Below are 18,004 nucleotides of genomic sequence, written 5' to 3'. Positions count from 1 at the left end.
GGGTCCAACCAGGGCTCCGGCCACCGCACCGCCGAGCGTGACGGTGAGACGGTCAGTTGCTCGTCTCGCCGTTCCGCTCGGTGACGAAGACACCGACACCCGAGAGGCCCTCCACGAGGCCCTTTGCTTTCAGCCACTGCACGGCGTTGCGCACGACCGTGATCGAGACCCCGTATTGGGTACGCAGCTCGGCGGTGCTCGGCAGGCGATCGCCTGGCTGCAACTGTCCAGACTCGATCTGGCCGGTGATGTCGTCGATGACTTGCTGCGTCTTTGATCTGGCCACGTCTTCTGCTCCCTGGTCCGCAAAGCCAGTGGACCATGCGAAGAGCGTCAACCGCAAGCAAAAGGGGGCATTAGCGTGTATCTAAGGGTTGCCTTATGCATAAGGTTGGGTTAGGTTCCTGGTGTCGTTCCCTGGTCCGCAAACCGTGAACGACCGGCGTGGCGGGTGACCCGTCACGTCCGCGTTGTACCCGGCCGGGCGTCACTGTTTCGTCCGGCCGGTCAGCTTCAGCTCTCAGCTGGAAGGAGGACTCTCGCAGGGCCGAGCCGATGATCCATCGTGAGGGAGGGTGCAATGATCACTCAGGTTGACGAGCCGCTGATGCGCATCGCCGAGCAAGTGGCCGACTGTTTCTCGGAGTCCGGCTACGCCTTCGTCGAGGACGACAACGTCCAGACTCTGGCCGCCGTCCTCCAGACGTTCCTGACCGTAACGGGTATCCCGGTGAACAACCTGGACGAGCCGCACGCGGCAGCCGCCATGGGCTGACCGGGCATGCCGCTCAGCGCACGCGGAAGCTGTCCGACGCCTTCAGGGAGGGGCCGTCGGCGTTTCGGACGTCGTTCATTTCGCGCGGACTTCGGACCAGGATCCTGTTCCAGTTCGCGTGGACGTCCTCCGTGAAACTGCTGAGCCCGTTCGCCAACTCTTGCTGCTGCGCGTCGATCGACTTGGTCAGCTCCGTCATGGCGCTCTGCATACCGGTGATGATCGGCGGCACGGTCATGCCGCCGATGTCGACCTTCTTGTTCTGCAGCGGGCCGGTGTTGGAGAGCGTCGTCGCGAGGCTTTGCAGGCCCTCGACGCCCACGGCCGCCGCGAAGGCGGCTCCGCCGGCGCCCGCGGTGGCACCGGCGAAGATGACTGCTGCGATGGCTCCCGAGATGGTCAGTAGAGCCACCGACTTGGAGGCGTTCGCGCCGGGGCACCAGGCATCGAGCCCGTCCAGGGCCTTGTAGGTCTTCTGGCCGATCTCCCAGATGTCGGTGTTGATCCGCCGGTTGATCTCCAGTTGGGCTTCCAGGCCGAGGGCCAGCGACAGTGCGATCTCGCGGTGCAGGGCGGCGGCCCGGACGTTGTTCTTGAGATACAGCTCGAAGGCGAGGGCTGCGTCGCCGGTCCACTCCTTCATGTGCCCGCCGATCAGGTCGACCACTTCGGCAACCGGGGCGGTGCCGGTAATCGGGGTGACCGCGTTCGGTGCGGCGATCGAGTTGTCGCGGCTGGTGAGTTGCAGGTCGACCTGCACGGTCGCGGCAACCGAGTAGAGCGCTTCAAGCATCGACCGGCTGTCGTCGGGATTGGGCAGGCCGAAAACGGCGAACATCGCTGGGATCCCGGCGTAGGCCTGACCCACGTACGCCTGAAGGTTGCCTTCGTCGTCCGGGCGTCCCTGCGCTGGTGTCGTGTAGCCGGATACCTGGGGGAGTTGCCCGGTGTCCGAGCGGGTGGCGTCGTTGTTCGCGGCCTGCTGGGCGGCGGCGTAGGACGCGGCTTGGTCCATCGTCACCTGGACGGCCTTGTCGCGGATCCTCTCGCCGAGCGCTTGCAGCTCGGCGGGGCTGTGATAGGCGAAAGCCATTGCTACACCCCGTCGTCTTTGATCACCACGGTCGGCGGCGTGTTTTGGGCGAACTTCTCCTCGGCCTCCTGCAGGTTCGGTGTCTGCCCGTTCGCCCACGCTGCTTCCAAGCTCGTGCGTGCGGCCTCGTCGGTGGTGAGGTAGGCGTCCACGATGTGCTCAATCGTGACGCCCGCGTCCAGGATGTTCGTGGCGGTGTTGCCAAGGACGTTCTGGAAGTCGTCGCGCAATGCCGTCCACACCGCGTGACTCGCCGCGCTTCCACCGCCGGGCGCCTGGAAGGCCGAGGTCTCACCGCCGGCGGTGCTGTCGACGGCCCGGTTCATCGCCGCGAAGGTGGAACTCAGCGCCGGCAGATCGACCCGGCCGACGATCCGCAGCTGCGACAACTCGGCGGCGAACTGCCACCCCTCCATCGCAAACCCCCTTTTTTCTCGTCCGGCCCGAGTCAGGAGCCGTTGCAGGACATCCCGGCGCGCGGCGGCTGCTCGGTGCGCGGCGTCTGCGGTGCGTAGATCTTGGTACGTGCGAAGTCGAGGTCCGGCAGCGCGCCGACGGAGAACTCCGGCTTCAGCAATGTCTGCCCGGTCGTCGGGTCCACATCGGCGTAGATGACCTGGTCTGCCTTATCTCGCATGACCAGCACGAACTCAGCGACACAAACCCGCGCCGAGGCGGGTTGCGCCTCGACGGTGCCCCCGACGTCGAAACGACCGAACGCGTCAGGCTTGCCGCGGGTCAGCTCAGTCACCTGGGTCTGCGCCCATGCGGAGAAGTCACCCGGCGGATAAGCCCCGAAGTTGATCACCTCAACCCGGAGGCTGCCGATCTTCTGCTCCTTGCTCACATGTAGACCGCCGGCGGCAGCGAGTTCCCCGCCGGGGAAGAGCACACCCCCGTACGCGGTCTCTTCGCCGTCCGGAGCCTCTTCCCCAGCCGGGCCGAGCACCGTCACTCGGAAACGTAGCTCCCGGACGACCTGATCGCAGCGACTGCGATACACAAACCCGAACTTGGCCTTGTCCGCGTCCGCCCACGTCGCCGTGATCTCCGGTGAGCAGTCCGGACGGGGTGTCGCCGACGCGCTCGCGGCTGCTGTGCCGGTGGGGCCCGCCACGACCGGGTTCGCGTTGCCACGGGCGACGACGACGGCGATGCCGGCGGCGACGAGCACGACGGCGATGCCGATCAGCAGCCAGTGGCCCGCCTGCAGACGGGCTAACCCGCGCCGGTCGTCGGTCATGACACTCCCTAGCCAGCGGTCCGCATCGAACGGGGCAGGCCGATGTCATAGACCGCGTCCGTCAGCAGAGTTACCTTCGCCCGGTGGTCGGCCAGCAACGCAGCCACCGCGCTGCCCACCTCAGCCAGAAACTCCGATTCGGTCAGCGACCCTACCGGCTCCCTCGCGATTTCGACGTGCCACGACACCAGAGCGCGGCTTCGCACGGTCACCCGGCCGTGCGTTGACACGCCGATGACCTGTAGATGTGCGAGGCGCTGCTCGAACTCACGGTCGTTGTCCGTTGTAGCGGCTTCTTCGTCGTGGTCCGCCCACGACGACACGGTTTCGAGGTACTGCCTGCGGTAACGCACCCAGAGCGTGGTCGCCAAGGCCTCCAACTGGCCGACCAGAACGGCCGCCCGATAACGCGGATATGCGCCCGCCGCGAAGTCGAGCCGCACCTCAGCCGGGCCACGAGCGACCGCCGTGATGTAGCCGTCAGGCGAGACCGCCTCCGCAACCACGAGGCGCAACCGCTCCGCCAACTCACCCACACGGAAACCTTTCTGCGAGTAGGCCAACACTATCGGTAGCCGTCAATCGCAGCGGACGCCGCGTGCATGCTCCCGCGTTCGGCGGGCGCGCGGGCCGGTTCGCATCGGCAAACACGTGCCAGCACAGTCAGCGTCGACTCGGCTGATCCTGCGAGACCGTTGCGTCGTGATCGTCGTGCCCCGTTGAGTAGCGGTGCCAGCGCCCAGGCGGACAACCGAGTCCGTCGATGCAGCCGCCGTCCATCCCGAAGTCCGGCGTGACATCTACGCTAAGTCCGGTCAAGGTGAGATCGGAAGGACCTTATTCTGGCGGACGAGCCCGGCACAGGCCGACGAGGTCACACGAGCCGCACTTGTGGTTGTCCCAGACCAACAGACGCGGCAGGTCGTTGCGGCGCAACGACTCCCCAGCGGTGCCGATCTTGGTGCGCACAGCGTCTAGCAGAGGCTCGTCGACCGGCTCGCGGGTCGTCTTGCCTCTATCGTCGAGGTTCAGCACCTCGACGACGTCGGCAGAGGAACCGGTGAGTTCCTTGTAGCCGACGGCGTAGACGTGCAGCTGATCCCGCGTGACGTCTTCGGCCTGCGCTCGCTCGCTCGACTTGAAGTCGACGATGGCGGTCTCGCCAGTGTCGAGGCGCCGGATCAGGTCAATGCGGCCGTCGACGGTGATGCCGGGCGCCACGTGCACGCGGATCTGCTTTTCGGAGAACTCGGTCTGCGGGATCTCCTTGCCGTGGGTGTCGAAGTAGCGCTCGATGGCCTTCACGCCAGCACGCCTGAGTTGCTCGCGCAGCGTCGGGTAGGCGAACGGCGTGTGAAGGTGGCGGTCGATGAGAGCGCCCGCCACGTCCTTGGTGAGCACGTCGCCCTCGAGGGCGCGCTTGTGGATCTCGGACAAGGCGTCGTGGAGGCCCTTGCCGTAGCCCAAGGCCTCGTGGATTGGCGCGTTGAAGCCGTAAAGGAACCGAAGCTTGAACTGGTAGAAACACTCGAAGAGGTACTTGAGCTCGGAGAACGAGAGGGTCACCTGCGGCGTCTCATGCCTCGGTTGGGCCTTGAGCCGGTCTCCCGCGATGGGTCCGGCGGTGGTTGAGACCCACTGCTGCGCGGCGACGTGGTCCCAGAACTCCGAGCGCCGGCGCTGTTGCTGATTGGACTGGATGGGTGCCCATGTGGAGAAGAGGTACTTCTGCGAGCGCGTCACGGCGACGTAGAAGAGGCGCGTCTCGTCCTCGACGGTGCCGCGGTAACGGTCGGCGTCGTCGATGGCGGCGTCCGGGATGACGTGGCGCATGGTCACGCCGCCCATGACGCGTGCGGGAAACCGGTTCCGGCGGAGGGCGGGAAGGAACACCGCCGGCCACTGGAGCCCTTTGGACTGGTGGACCGTCGCGATCATCACGGCGTCGGGCGTGGCGTAACCCGCGTCCGCGTCCGCGTCCGCGTAGTAGCCGGGCGCCTGAAAGCGGAGCCACTGCTCGAAGCCGGTGTATTTCGCCTGCGGGTCAGTCGTGAAGTAGACCTGTTCGTAGTCAGAGATGACTTGGCTGAATTTGCCCAACTGATAGAAGGTGAGTTCGGCTCGGACGGGGTCTCCGGGCAGGTTGTCCTCGCGCATGTCTAGAGCTTCGAGGAAGTCCAAGTACAGGCGCTGAATGTTGTAGACCGAGTGGCGCTTGCCGGCGGTGAAGTCGCGACCGTTCTCGAGGACGTTGAGCGATCTTGGCCAGTCGGCGCCGTCAGGGATGAGTTGGGCGTCATCCCACATCAGTCTCAGCGCTTCCGCGTCGATGGAGCCGACGATGAACTGGAAGATGCCGACGACGGCCTGGATTTCGGGACTGTCGAAGAGCTTGTTTAGCCCCTTGACTATGAATGGGATGCCCCGCTTTCGGAGTTCGTCGACGAGCGGCCCAGAGTCCTTCGCGACGGAGCGGAAAAGGACGGCGAAGTCCGACCACGACATGCCGCGCGGGTCGGCGGTGGGCTTATCCGTGAAGGCCAGGCCGCGCATCGCCTCGATGCGGTCCGCTATCCAGACGGCCTCCGCGTCTGGGTCGTCGAACTCGAGCGCGAGAAGGTCGCCTCGCTCCCATTGCTGGTGGCCGGCGGCGACCATGGTCTTCGCGAGGCGCTGCCCGATCGGAATGCGCTCGGCGACGGAACGGCCGACCGCGACCACCCCACGGCTGGACCGGAAGTTGTCGTCGAGGGTGACCTGCGTGACGTCGGCGTAGCGGTCGGCGAACGTGACGATGTTCGACACTTGGCTGCCCCGCCACTGGTAGATGGTCTGGTCGTCGTCACCGACGACGCACAGGTTCGCGCCGAACTGCACGAGACCTTGGACCAATCGTTCCTGAAGGGGGTTGACGTCTTGGTACTCATCAACGACGACGTACTTGATGTCGTCCCGAACGTGGTCTTGGACGCGGACGTAGTCGTCGTCCTCGTACGGGTCACCTTCGAGGTAGTGCACCGCGAGGTTGATCATCTGGGTGTAGTCGAAGAGAGCGTGTTCGTCGATCAGGGTCATGTACTTGTTGAAAGACTCGATGACGCCGGCCGGCACCTGTGATAAGTCGATCTTGTCCTCGCGCAGCACGCTGAGGACCTGCATGTATAGCCTCGAGTTCTGGTAGCGCCGAAGCTTCCCCTGAGCGGCAGTCGTCGGACAAGAAGTCAGACCCGACTTCCCGCTGTAACGGTCGATGAAGAGCTGGTTCGTGACGTCGGTCAGCACCGAGTACTTGAACGTGTCCGGCACAAGCCGCTGAAGCAGGTCGAGCGCGTAGCCGTGCATCGTTCCGACATACAGCTCGGCAAGACCGGTCACATCGCCGAGTTCCGCCTCGACCAGTCCAAGGATGCGCTCCTTCAGTTCGGCGGCCGCCTTCTCGGTGAATGTGAACGCCACAACGTTGCGCGGCTCGATTCCAGGCTTGGCCAGGATCTTAGCGATCCGCTGGGAGATGACCTGGGTCTTGCCCGATCCGGCGCAGGCGATGATCTGCAGCGGCTCGTCGAGGACCGCGATCGCCCGGGCCTGAGCTCCCGTGTACGTCGTCACAGGATCATCTTGGCAGGGACCGGTGACGAGATCGAGCAGTTTCGCCCGCCCCGGGTGACCATGGCTCGGCGTGCGCTCACTTTGCCGGACCTGTATGCAACACTGTCGCCGTGTCGCGCCTGAACGATCTCCTCCGCCAGCTCCGCTCTGAGAACGAGACCCTTGCAGGTGACATCGAGCGGGAGGTGCAGGCGCTCGCAGACCGGCGGGCTTTCGGCCTGAACTTCGAGCGCCATGTCCCGGAAGTCGTCGAACTTCCCGGCCGTAGGGTCCGCAAGGGCGATAAGGTACGCGCACTGCCGGCCAGGGGTGAAACGCCGAAGCCTACTGACGACAAGCTATGGACCGTGACGTCAATCGACCGGAGCGGTGGCACGGCGGTCGCGGCTCTCGAGGCGCTCGACGGAAACGGACACGCGGACAGCGCCGTGGAGGACTTGGTCGTCGTTGCCGAATTCCGCGATCCCATTTACCCCGGGCTCGTGTCGACCGGCAAGGTTGAGCGAGGCGGCGACAAGCCTTACCACGCCGTCATCAACGCCGAGAACTACCATGCCCTTCAGACGCTGCTATTCACTCATCGCGGCAAAGTCGACTGTATCTATATTGATCCACCCTACAATTCGGGTGCGCGCGACTGGAAGTACAGCAACGATTACGTCGAGCGAGACGACCTATATCGGCACTCGAAATGGCTAGCCTTCATGGAGCGACGGCTACTTCTGGCGAAAGAGCTGTTGGACCCTGATGACTCGGCCCTTATCGTGACGATCGACGAGAAGGAATACCTGCGCCTAGGCCTCTTGCTTGAGCAGGTTTTTCCTGACGCCGAGATAGAGATGGTGACGACGGTAATTAGCTCCAAGGGCGTCGCACGGTTCGGGCAGTTTTCCAGAGTCGAGGAATACATTTACACCGTTCGACTCGGTTCACAGCAGGTCGCGCTCAGCGAGACTAACATGCTCGATGAGTCGCGTTCTGCTTCAGCTAAAGTCGGGAAGCAAGTCGACTGGCTCGGTCTACGGCGACGCGAACCAACTGCCCGCCGAGGTGCCCGTCCCAAGCAGTTCTATCCAGTCTTCATTGATCAGAGTACTGGTCACATTCACTCCGTCGGCGATGAGATCACCAACGAAGTTGACCGCAACACGGTGACCGCACCCCCTGGCACGTTCGCCGTGTGGCCCCTTCTGCCAAATGGAACTGAGGGTCTATGGGGCATCACGCCCGACACCGCGCGTAACTACCTGGCCGGCGGGTACCTCAGGGCCCGGAACTACAAGCCTGCCACGAAATACGTAGCGATCCAGTACCTGCCGAGTGGCACCGTCACTGCAATCCGGAATGGCGACATTGAGGTGAGCGGCCACGACCCGGACGGTGCAGTGATCGCTACTTATCGCGCCGCCAAGGGAGTCATACCGAAGAGGGTCTGGAACGTGGCTTCGCATAACGCGGAGACCGGTGGGACCGTCCTCCTGTCTCGCCTTATCCCCGAGCGTCGATTCCCTTTCCCGAAGTCCCTATTCGCCGTCGAGGACACGCTTCGATTCTTCATCAAGGACAAGCCACAGGCAGTAGTTCTGGACTTCTTCTCAGGTTCGGGAACGACCACCCATGCGGTCATGCGCCTGAACAAACAAGATGGCGGACGTAGACGCTCGATAGCCGTCACAAACAACGAGGTCGGCGCAGACGAACAACGAAATTTGCGAAAAAAGGGATTCCGTCCAGGCGACGAGGAGTGGGAGTACTGGGGTATCTGTGACTACATCACGAAACCCCGGATCGCTGCGGCCATCACGGGTGTAACACCGGGTGGAGAGTCGGTAAAAGGTGACTACAAGTTTACTGACGAATTCCCCATTTCTGGCGGCTTCAGTGAGAACGTCGAGTTCTTCACTCTCACCTACGAGGCCCCTCTACGCGTTGCGAGCAACCGCGAGTTCTTCAAGATCTCTCCGCTCCTCTGGATTCGCGCCGGTTCGCGTGGCCGACGGATCGAAGACGTCACAACCGGCTGGGCTGTCGCCGACGCATACGGCGTACTTGTAGACCTCGACCACACCGAGGACTTCTTGAATGCCGTCGCCGCGAATGAGGGAGTCGCAGTCGCGTACATCGTGACGGACGAGGATCGTCTTTTTGAGGCCGTATCACAAGAGCTACCCGGCCACATCGAGCCGGTCCGACTATATGAGGCGTACCTGCGCAACTTCGAGATCGAGTCCGGACGTGGTGCGCTGTGAAGTTCACTCTCAAGGACTACCAGGCGGATGCCGTTGCCGAGGTCCTCGGGAACCTCTCGTCTGCTCGCACGCTCTACCAAAAATCCGAGGCCCCCGTCCCCTCGTCTTTCTCTCTCGCCGCTACGACTGGTGCGGGCAAGACCGTTATGGCCGCCGCCGCCATCGAGGCCCTCTTCTGGGGCAACGAAGCGTTCGACTTCGACCCCGACCCAGGTGCCGTCGTCGTTTGGTTCTCGGACGACCCGGCACTGAACGAACAGACACGCAACCGTCTGATGGACGCGTCCGAAAAGTTCACGCACGCCAACCTCGTGCGCATCGAGCCACCGTTCGCGAAGCCGCGCCTGGAGCCGGGCAAGGTCTACTTCCTTAACACCCAGAAGCTCACCAAGTCAAGTAAGCTCACCCGCGGCCACGTTGAGCCCGTCAACGGCGCACAACAGATCACTGGGCTGCAGGAGATGGCCACGCCGGACCTCCAGGGCTGGACGATTTGGGAGACGCTCGCCAACACGATTGAGGATCCCAACCTGACGCTTTATCTCGTCCTCGACGAAGCGCACCGTGGGTTCAACACCAAAACCAATTCAGACAAGCCCACCATTGTGCGCAAGCTGGTCAACGGGACTAAAGTGCGCCCAGCGATCCCCGTAGTGTGGGGAATCTCGGCCACGATTACGCACTTCGATGATGCGATGAAGCAAGCAGAGGTCACTAGGAACCGGCAGGCGCTCAAGCCTGTGCAGGTGGACGCGTCACGAGTCCAGGAGTCCGGCCTCGTTAAGGACACGCTGGTCCTCGATATCCCCGACGAGGCCGGCAACTTCGACTCCGTGCTCGTCAGGCGCGCCGCGCGAAAGCTTAAGGAGTCCACCGAACGCTGGGCGGCCTACACCCAGTCGCAGGGTCTCCACGAGACGGTCAAGCCGCTACTCGTGCTCCAGACTCCAAACACCCCGAATCCCGACGACGTTGGCCTGGCGCTCGACACAATTTTCGAAGAGTACCCAAGCCTCACTGCGGCCTCGGTCCGCCACGTTCTGGGAGACCACTCAACGCAGAGGTTCGGGGCCTGGGAGGTCGATTGGATCGAGCCGCAACGCGTACAGGACGAGGACCGCGTCCGGATTCTTGTCGCGAAGGACGCGATCTCGACGGGGTGGGACTGCCCGCGCGCAGAGGTGCTCGTGTCGTTCAGGCCGGCCAAAGACAATACGCACATCACACAGCTGCTCGGTCGGATGGTCCGCAGCCCACTCGCACGCCGCGTCCCTGGCGACGAACGTCTGAACGCCGTCGACTGCATCCTGCCGTTCTTTGACCGGACCACGGCCGTCAAGGTGGTCCGCTACCTGACCGGCGACCTAGAGTCGATGCCCGGAACCGAGAAGAAAGCGGTCATCGACGGCAAGGAGCTCTTCCAAAACCCGAACGTGCCGAAGGCCGTGTGGGATTTGTGGGAGCAACTACCCACTCAGACGCTGCCGCAGCGCGGTGCCAAACCTGTAAAGCGCTTGGTAGCGCTGGCTCAGGCGCTGTCGGCTGACGGTCTTCGTCCGAGGGCTCTCAAGGAAGGCGAAGACGAGGTCCACGCAAGTCTCGACGCCTTCGCGATCAAGTACGCCAAGCAACTGGACGCCGCCGTGCAGGAAGTCTGGGACGTTCACGTCAAGGAGATCGCGGGACGTTACGGCAAGACTGGGCTGTCCTACAACGAGTTCGTGGAGCGAGCCGACGATCGCGCGATCCGCACCGGCTTCCAGGCGGCCAAGAAGGCGTTCGGCGCTGACATCGCACAGTCCTACGTCAACCACCTCGCAGGCCCGGACGACTCGGACTCCGACGACGACGGCTTGCGTGAGGCGTACGTGCGCGCCGCCGCGCTGGCCACTGTGCAGGAAGTACGGGAGAAGGTCGACGCGGACGCGCTCGAACTGACTACCAAGTGGTTCGCGGAGCATCGCGTCGCCATTAAGGGGTTGCCGGACGTCCGCCAGCAAGAGTATGAGGACATCCGGGCGCTCGCCACGGAGCCACAGATCGGGTCATTGCGTCCCCCGCGCACTCGCATCGAGGGCTTCACGATCGAGCAGGGGGACGGACAACTTGCGGCCGCCCCGCTCGCCCCGCTTCACCTGATGTCGGACGAAGACGGGCAGTTCCCACTAACCGGGCTGAACGAGTGGGAGCGCACGGTCGTCATGACCGAGGTCAAGCGACCCGACTCGCGCGGCTGGTATCGAAATCCGTCCCGGGCAGCATTCGACTCGCTCGGTATCGCGTATCGCGATAAGGCGGGAAACTGGCACTCCATGCACCCCGACTTCATTTTCTTCAACGAGATCGATGGCAAGTTTGTTGCATCGATCGTCGACCCGCACGGTCACCACCTCACGGACGCCGAGGTGAAGCTTCGGGCGCTTGCGCAGTTCGCTGCGAAGTTCGGTGACCGGTTCCACCGGATCGAGGCCCTTACTGAGATCGGCGGCGCCATGCGGATCCTTGACATGAAGAACGAAGACGTACGTGAGACGGTCCTGGCAGGCATAAGCTCGCCAAGCGAGTACTACCTCTCTAACATCGCAGTCGATTACGACCGTGACGTCTGAGAACGCCGCCCTGTATGCACCGACGCGACCGGTGTGCCGGCTGCAGCCAGCTTTGTTGATTCTTACTTCGCCGCGCCGATCGTTTAATACGCCGAGGAAACCTTGCCGGAGGATTCGGGTTACAGCTAACCGGCTGATAGAAGCGCGCTCTCAGCGTCCAGATGGGCGAGGCTCACCTCTCTCAACGGAGGGTCTGGGTTCGGTCGACCGGACGAATTCTGCGATGCCGCGTACGGTTCATGTCCCGGCATCCGAATTCAAAGCGTCTGCATGTCGGACCCTCGCCGTACGGTCCCGCCCATGCCATCAGAGATCTTCACGCACCTGAACGCCGCCACCGAGGCCGCCGCAGCCCAACTGGCGCAGGCCGAGGCCGATGCCGCCGTCGCGCACACGCTGCTGGACGATCTAGCAACCGCCAAGTCGACCGCCACCCGTGCCCTGCCACCCGACACATCGGTCCGGGTCCTGCGCCGCTACGTCGATGAAGACGGTCGCGCGATGGTGGAGATCGAGGTCGACCTCGATGACGACCTCGCGGCGTATCTCGACACACTGCCGGACCCGAACGCCTTCATCGAAAAAGCGATCTGGCACCAGCTGAACAAATCCACCGGCGGTCGGTACGCCTACTACCGGCAGTTGAACGTTGCCGCGGCGTTAATCGGACTGCGCGTCGGGTGGAGCGCGGACCTCGACGCCTGGATGGACCACCACCCGAAGCCGCCGCGCCGGCTGACCGCCGGAACGCTGACCGCGCATGCCGCCTGGCTCAACCAGCGCCGAGAGCCGGCGCAAAGCCGCGGACCATCGGCGTCGAACGCCACCGCCACCGACGAGGCGGTAGTCGGGCGAAAAGGACGAGAAGTGACGGGCGGCCCAGCTGATCTCCCACGGCAACTTCACGGCAGCGTCGCCGCTGAGACGTCGGAAGAAGTTATGTCTCCCGAACTTCGTCCGATACCACGGGAGAGTGCGAGGAAGTAAGGGAGCGGGACATGGGTGGGTTGCAGTCCGGCGGGGGAACGAGTGCGGTAGCCGCGTCGGCACATGCTGGGTGTGAGCGGTTCCGGCTGACGGATCCGTTCATTACCCGCAAGACGCGCAAGGCCCTCGCTGAGCACATCGGCCACCCTGACGCCAGCGCCGGCATCCCGGAAGCACGCTGGGTGCGAGCGATGACCTTCGAGACGCTTGTGCATTCGGAACGGTTCGTCGCCGAGTTGCTGACCAAGACCGTTGGGCAGGTGGGCATCGCCCGCCCGAGGGCGGTACGCCGGCGCGACTGCCATAACGCCACCGACATCACGGCGACGGAGCTCTCGCAGGCGCATCTGAAAGCCCTGCTCGCTGGCGAGGCAACCATGCTGACCGCGCTCGCCGTGCCGTATCTCAGCCTCGAGAACGTCGCCGGCGCCACTGCGATCCAGCCAGACTTCGCGATCGTCTGCCCACGTCCGGCCGACGACGGCCAGCCGTCCGGATCTTGGCTGATCATGGGGGACGCTAAGGACTACGAGCGCGTCCGCTCGCGTATCGACGACTCCCGGATGCTCAAGGGCTTCCTGCAAGTCGCTCTCGGTGCCGAGTCCGCCGCCGCGTGGAGCAAGCTGCCCGACGGGATGCACGTTCATCGGTACGGTGCGCTGGCCGTGCCGCGCAACGCCTTCCTACAACCCGAGGCGGTTGTCGAGTTGCTCGACGATCACCGGGATGAAGTGCGCGCCCGCGCCGATGAGCGGCTGGCGGTGAAGGCGAAGCTCGGCGACGACGCCCCGGCTGAGGACGAGCTTGCGACGTACGTCGCCGGCCTCGAAGCCGACTTCGATCCGCACAGCTGCGTCACCTGCAACCTGTTCACCGCTTGCCGGCAAGAGCTCCGTGCGGACGACGACCCGCTGGCGCTCCTAACCGAGATCGGCATCGCGCGGCTCACCCGCCCCGCCGTCGTGGGCATCGTCACCGGCGACGACCGATCCGACGACGTGCCGCACAGCACCGTCGCTCAGGTCACCGCCACCGTCACCGGCCTGCCGCATCGGACCGGTCGGCTACGCACGGACCCGTGCGGGCTGCCCGGCACCGTCAACGTCGTCCTCGCGAAGTCCGACGCCGCGGCCCTCGGGGTGCATGGCATCGCCCTGCAGGTCGTTGACGCAAACGGGTCCCGGACGTGGGTGCGACGGGTCTTCGCCGAACCGCAGTCTCCGCTGACGCGGCGGGCCGTGATGCGCCTGCTCGGCCGTGCCATCAAGGAGGTCCTGGAAGCGGGACTCGGTCCGGTTCACCTGGTCGTCTCCGACCGGCCGACTGCTGATCTGCTGGCCACGGCTGCGGATTCGCTGGCCGGGGTCGAGTTGAGCCGGCTGCGCTGGCAGCACGACCTGGACTCCGGCCGCCCGGCGCTGACCTTCGACGGTGAGCCCGCCACGCTGCCCGACCCGCTGGCCGACGACGAGCGCATCGCGGTGAGCTTCCTGCTGGAAGAGGACCGGGCTCGGGCGATGAGCCTGCGGACGCCACTCGTCGACTTACGGTCCGTTCTCGCCTCGCACGTCGTGCCGGGCGGTCCCGCGCTGGACGCGGGCCGGTTGGACTACCTCGTCACGTGGGCGGCAGCTGCCGAGCCGCTTGATCACCGTGCGGTGTCCGACGACATCGCGACGCGCTCGGAAACTCCGGGCGCGCGGCTGTCCAACGAGGCGTCGGATGCCATTCACCGTGCCTTGCGCCAAGCCGAAACGCGGCAGGCGTACGACGCGCTCGTGCAGGAGGCGCTGGACTACCGCGTCACGGTGGTCGAACGGGCGCTGGCCGTCCTCGACGGCCTCAACTCGTCGCAGCTGCGAGGGGTGCACCGCGTCCTCGAAGGCGACGCGCAGGAGGTGTGGGGCCGCCGGCTGGCGTTGCAGGCGTCGGACCTGGTGCGGTTCTCCCGGACCTATCCCAATTGGCGCAACGCGCAGGTCGAGATGCTCGACGCCGACCGCAAATGCTTGGACCAGCTCACTTGTCTGACCGACGCGTCCGTCGCGCGAGACAAAGCCATCGACGCCGGCGTCCGCGAGATCGCACTCGCCACCGTGATCAGCGTGAATCCCATCCGGCTGGAGGTGAGGTCGCGGCGTTTGGTTCACGGTTCACGGGTCGTCGCTCTGCACATCGGCGGTCGCAGTCTCGTCGAAGACCCTACGACGACTCTCAAGATCCAGAAAACGTCGTTCAAGCTCGGTCAGTTCCCGCTCGGCCTGCTGACGGAGGTCCCGGGGGATGATGGGCTCCTGTGGCAGCCAGGGGTCACGCCGAGCGTGGCGGTGGATGACGAGGTGATCTTGGCCGACACCGCCTGGTTCGGGACGGCCTTCCGTTCTAATCACGAGATCGCCGTGTCGCGGCCCTCCCTGGACAACCGATCCGCGCCCAAGGCCGGCTGCAGTGCCGCCGCCTACGCCGCGGACCCCGAAAACCACCGATGGTGCTGCAAGCCGCACACCGTTGCGGAGGCCGAGTGGTCCGACCTTCTGGCACAGCGCCGGGCTCGCGGCGAGCTCAACCCGGAGGTGTGGCCGCCGCTGGTCGACGAGGAGCGGTTCGACGTCGGGCCGACCGCCGAATCGACGGGAAACTCGGACACGCCCGTACCCGACAGCCTGACCCTCGACGACCTGGACTGACGCCGTGACGACTACCTTCTCCGTTCCCGCCGCATCGGCTCAGAACGCCATCCACCACGAGCAGGCCGCACACGGCAACCTCAACGCCGCTGAGCGTGCCATTTCCGCCCTGACGGCCGCCCTGAGCGGCTCGGCGGACTTCGACAAGATTCTGCTGCGTGCCGCCGCGGGCGCCGGAAAGTCCTACGCGCTCGTCCGCATGGTCCGCGAGGCTCTCGACCACCCCCACTGCACCCGGGTTGCGGTCACGGCCTTCGCCAACAAGCAGATCTTCCCGCTGGCCGGCGACCTCGGAAAGGCGCTGGGCGCCGCACGGGTTTGCCTGTTCGTGGCGCAGGACCGGCTCGCGGACGTCCCGCAGGAGGTGCGCGACAACGTTTCCGTGGCGACGACATCCAGCGCCATCCCCACGTCGTGCGAGGTCATCCTCGGAACATCGCACAAGCTCGGTGCCTTCGGGGAGCGTAAGCGACTGCTCAACCAACTCGGCGAGGCCGCCAACGGCGAGCGTCCCTTCGACGTGCTGTTCGTCGACGAGGCATGGCAGCTGCCGCGACACCGCTATTCGACGGTCGAGGGGCTGGCTCCCCTCTCCGTCGGCGTCGGTGATGTAGGCCAGCTTCCGCCGATCGACCCCAGCCAGAACCCGTGGCGGGGCGACATCGGCTACAACCCCTATCGGGCGTGGCCAACGGCCTATGAGAACAGCGAAACGACGTGCGTCGTCGATCTCCCAGCCGTGTGGCGTCCCACCGCCGAACAGCTTCCGCTGTGGCGAGCGTTCTACAGCGACTGGGATCAGCTTAACTGCGTGGCGGCACCAGGCGACCGCTCGGTGGAACTACCACCGCTGACCGGAACAGCTTCCGCAATCTGGAACTCCGTCGCCACCGGGAACCCCACGCTTCTCGAAGTCGACGGTCTACCTGCCCCTGAGGCGGTCGACGTCGATTTGCCGCTCTTGGGGATCGTCGAGGACCTGCTCGCTCCGCTTCTCGAGGGCGGCTTCAGCACCGTCGCCCGCCGCTATGACGGCCAGGGCGCTCCTCTCGACGCGGTACGCACCGACGCCGCAGCCCCGCAGGGAAACCCTCTGATCGTCGTCCTGGCCACCCGTAACCAACTCGTCGACGACGCGACCGACATGGTCGAGCGCCTGACCGAGAAGTACGGCCTCCCAGATGGGGTTCTCGTCGCGTCGACGGTCGACTCCTGGCAAGGCCAGACCAACGCGATCACCGTCGCCATCCACCCGCTCTCTGGAGCGGAGCAGCTCGACGAGTTCAACTCCGCCTTCGGGCGCCTCGCCGTCACCTGCACCCGGGCGACGCACGGCCTGCTCATGGTCGCCCGCGGCGGACTAGACGAGCTGCTGGCCAGGGCATCGGCTCGCCCCGGTACACCCCTGGGCGAACCAGGATCACGATCGCTGCCCCGCCAGACCCACCAGCGGATCTTGGCTGCCTTCAGCCGAGCGCTAATCCGTCTCGACGACGCTGCCTAAACGCTCGTCACCCGCGTTGTCCGTACCCTCCATCTCAGGCAGAGCGAGATGACCAGGGGCGGCTACTGAACCTCGGGCTCGATCGGCTGGCCGACACGGAAGTTCTGACCGAAACGCCGAAGTCGTTGGGGGAAGCTACGCAGGCATCTGAAGCGGCAAACGATCGCTGTATCGAGGTATGGGTAGGCCCACTGTCCGAGGCTGGCCGGGCATGGGTTCGACGACGCTCCGAGATGGGCTGTCGGGATCGAGGCGTGGTTATCTCGGCTTGTCCTTCTCCGGAGGTGGAATGCCCGGGCAGCATTACTGTTGGGGCATGCATATTGCGCTCGTCACATCGGAGCGTATGCCCCGGGCCCACTGGTACGACGGCGACTCCGGTCTGCTCGCCGCGGAACTCAAGCGCGCAGGCATCACAACGTCCATGCTGGCATGGGACTCCAATAATCCTGTCGACTGGTCGGTGTACGACACCTTGGTGCTGCAATCGCCATGGAGCATGTGGCAGAAACGGCGTCAGTTCGACCGCTGGTTAGTTGACTGCGAGGAACGTGGTCAGCGCTTACTCAACCCGCCGGACATCGTCCGCATCGGCAGCGATAAGCGCTACTTATCTAAGCTATCGGCTGCCGGAGTCGCCACTGTGCCCACGACCATCCTCGAAGTAGAACACCTACCGCAACAGATTGAACAGGCCTTCCCTGCACAGGCCTCCGTCCGTGGCACTGTCGTCGTCAAGCCACTCTCTTCGGGTGGCGCGATGGGTACCTGCGAGTTCGGCCGCGATCGCATCGATGACGCGGTGGCGCATGCTCAACGGCTTATTGCCGCAGGCAGCGGTGCACTGGTACAGCCGTACATCGAAGCCATTGATGAGCACCGTGAGCTCGGGGTTTTGACGTTGGCCGGTGAGATATCACATGCCATTACCAAACGCGCGATTATTACGCCCGGCAACGAAGAACGAGCCTTTCACCCCGACCCGCGGCCGCACATACTGACTGCACGGCAACGTGATACGGCAAGCAAGGCGTATGAAGCTTTCCTTGCGCAGCGTAAGCCGAACGCCCCACCGCCATTCTCAGTACGAATGGATTTCATCATCGATCCAGAAAGCGATCCCGGACTCCTCCTGCTCGAGGTTGAGGCGGTGGCTCCTGTACGGTTTTTCGGACTTCATATGTCGCGGGTTCCAGCATTTGCACGTACGATCGCCACCTATGCGTCAAGCTGATCCTAAGCGCCCAT

Annotated in this window: 13 protein-coding genes; 7 read left to right on the top strand and 6 right to left on the bottom strand. The window is 64.6% G+C overall.

Annotation, left to right across the window (positions count from 1 at the left end; all coding sequences use genetic code 11):
• Positions 1–52 precede the first annotated feature (52 nt).
• Positions 53–286 carry a winged helix-turn-helix domain-containing protein gene (locus AB0C12_RS43025; protein ID WP_360556907.1) on the bottom strand — a complete coding sequence of 78 codons (234 nt, stop codon included), beginning with the start codon at positions 284–286 and terminating at the stop codon, positions 53–55.
• Positions 287–580: 294 nt separating this feature from the next.
• On the opposite strand from AB0C12_RS43025, the gene AB0C12_RS43020 reads away from it, so the two are divergent.
• Positions 581–775, top strand: a complete 195-nt coding sequence (locus tag AB0C12_RS43020; RefSeq protein WP_360556906.1) for a hypothetical protein — start codon at positions 581–583, stop codon at positions 773–775.
• 13 nt (positions 776–788) lie between these two features.
• Here the strand turns inward: AB0C12_RS43020 and AB0C12_RS43015 are convergent, their stop codons facing one another.
• The 5 genes from AB0C12_RS43015 to AB0C12_RS42995 all read right to left on the bottom strand — a co-directional run bounded on the left by AB0C12_RS43015 (position 789) and on the right by AB0C12_RS42995 (position 6,720).
• The gene (locus tag AB0C12_RS43015; RefSeq protein ID WP_360556904.1) at positions 789–1,868 is read right to left on the bottom strand and encodes a hypothetical protein; all 1,080 of its coding nucleotides are present in this window, start codon (positions 1,866–1,868) and stop codon (positions 789–791) included.
• A 2-nt stretch (positions 1,869–1,870) separates the two neighbouring features.
• On the bottom strand, positions 1,871–2,284 hold the full coding sequence (locus AB0C12_RS43010; RefSeq protein WP_360556903.1) for a hypothetical protein: 414 nt from the start codon (positions 2,282–2,284) through the stop codon (positions 1,871–1,873).
• Positions 2,285–2,316: 32 nt separating this feature from the next.
• Complete coding sequence (locus AB0C12_RS43005; RefSeq protein ID WP_360556901.1) at positions 2,317–3,111, bottom strand: hypothetical protein; 795 nt, start codon at positions 3,109–3,111, stop codon at positions 2,317–2,319.
• A gap of 8 nt (positions 3,112–3,119) precedes the next feature.
• Entirely contained in the window at positions 3,120–3,647 is a 528-nt protein-coding gene (locus AB0C12_RS43000) for a hypothetical protein (RefSeq protein ID WP_360556900.1), read from the bottom strand.
• Positions 3,648–3,948: 301 nt separating this feature from the next.
• Positions 3,949–6,720, bottom strand: coding sequence for an ATP-dependent DNA helicase (locus tag AB0C12_RS42995; RefSeq protein WP_360556898.1), 2,772 nt, complete (start codon positions 6,718–6,720; stop codon positions 3,949–3,951).
• Between the two features lie 110 nt (positions 6,721–6,830).
• Between AB0C12_RS42995 and AB0C12_RS42990 the strand changes: the two genes are divergently transcribed.
• The 6 genes from AB0C12_RS42990 to AB0C12_RS42965 all read left to right on the top strand — a co-directional run bounded on the left by AB0C12_RS42990 (position 6,831) and on the right by AB0C12_RS42965 (position 17,990).
• Complete coding sequence (locus AB0C12_RS42990) at positions 6,831–8,969, top strand: DNA methyltransferase (protein WP_360556896.1); 2,139 nt, start codon at positions 6,831–6,833, stop codon at positions 8,967–8,969.
• Entirely contained in the window at positions 8,966–11,578 is a 2,613-nt protein-coding gene (locus tag AB0C12_RS42985; protein ID WP_360556894.1) for a DEAD/DEAH box helicase family protein, read from the top strand. Before AB0C12_RS42990 ends, AB0C12_RS42985 begins: the two co-directional genes overlap by 4 nt.
• Positions 11,579–11,878: 300 nt before the next feature.
• Complete coding sequence (locus AB0C12_RS42980) at positions 11,879–12,565, top strand: hypothetical protein (protein WP_360556892.1); 687 nt, start codon at positions 11,879–11,881, stop codon at positions 12,563–12,565.
• 11 nt (positions 12,566–12,576) lie between these two features.
• Positions 12,577–15,252, top strand: a complete 2,676-nt coding sequence (locus AB0C12_RS42975) for a hypothetical protein (RefSeq protein WP_360556890.1) — start codon at positions 12,577–12,579, stop codon at positions 15,250–15,252.
• Positions 15,253–15,256: 4 nt separating this feature from the next.
• Complete coding sequence (locus tag AB0C12_RS42970) at positions 15,257–16,756, top strand: hypothetical protein (RefSeq protein WP_360556888.1); 1,500 nt, start codon at positions 15,257–15,259, stop codon at positions 16,754–16,756.
• Positions 16,757–17,072: 316 nt separating this feature from the next.
• The gene (locus AB0C12_RS42965; protein WP_360556887.1) at positions 17,073–17,990 is read left to right on the top strand and encodes a hypothetical protein; all 918 of its coding nucleotides are present in this window, start codon (positions 17,073–17,075) and stop codon (positions 17,988–17,990) included.
• The last annotated feature ends 14 nt before the right edge of the window (positions 17,991–18,004 follow it).

It is taken from the genome of Actinoplanes sp. NPDC048967 (genome assembly GCF_040649415.1).
Taxonomy (GTDB): Bacteria; Actinomycetota; Actinomycetes; order Mycobacteriales; family Micromonosporaceae; genus Actinoplanes.
The sequence above is the reverse complement of the archived record's forward strand: the minus strand, read 5'-3'. Positions and strand labels throughout refer to the sequence as shown.

What these genes read in the sequence shown, in the direction of transcription:
- AB0C12_RS43020 (WP_360556906.1), top strand. Translation starts at nt 581, where the DNA reads ATGATCACTCAGGTTGACGAGCCGCTGATGCGCATCGCCGAGCAAGTG.
- AB0C12_RS43015 (WP_360556904.1), bottom strand. Translation starts at nt 1,868, where the DNA reads ATGGCTTTCGCCTATCACAGCCCCGCCGAGCTGCAAGCGCTCGGCGAG.
- AB0C12_RS43010 (WP_360556903.1), bottom strand. Translation starts at nt 2,284, where the DNA reads ATGGAGGGGTGGCAGTTCGCCGCCGAGTTGTCGCAGCTGCGGATCGTC.
- AB0C12_RS43005 (WP_360556901.1), bottom strand. Translation starts at nt 3,111, where the DNA reads ATGACCGACGACCGGCGCGGGTTAGCCCGTCTGCAGGCGGGCCACTGG.
- AB0C12_RS42980 (WP_360556892.1), top strand. Translation starts at nt 11,879, where the DNA reads ATGCCATCAGAGATCTTCACGCACCTGAACGCCGCCACCGAGGCCGCC.
- AB0C12_RS42975 (WP_360556890.1), top strand. Translation starts at nt 12,577, where the DNA reads ATGGGTGGGTTGCAGTCCGGCGGGGGAACGAGTGCGGTAGCCGCGTCG.
- AB0C12_RS42965 (WP_360556887.1), top strand. Translation starts at nt 17,073, where the DNA reads ATGCATATTGCGCTCGTCACATCGGAGCGTATGCCCCGGGCCCACTGG.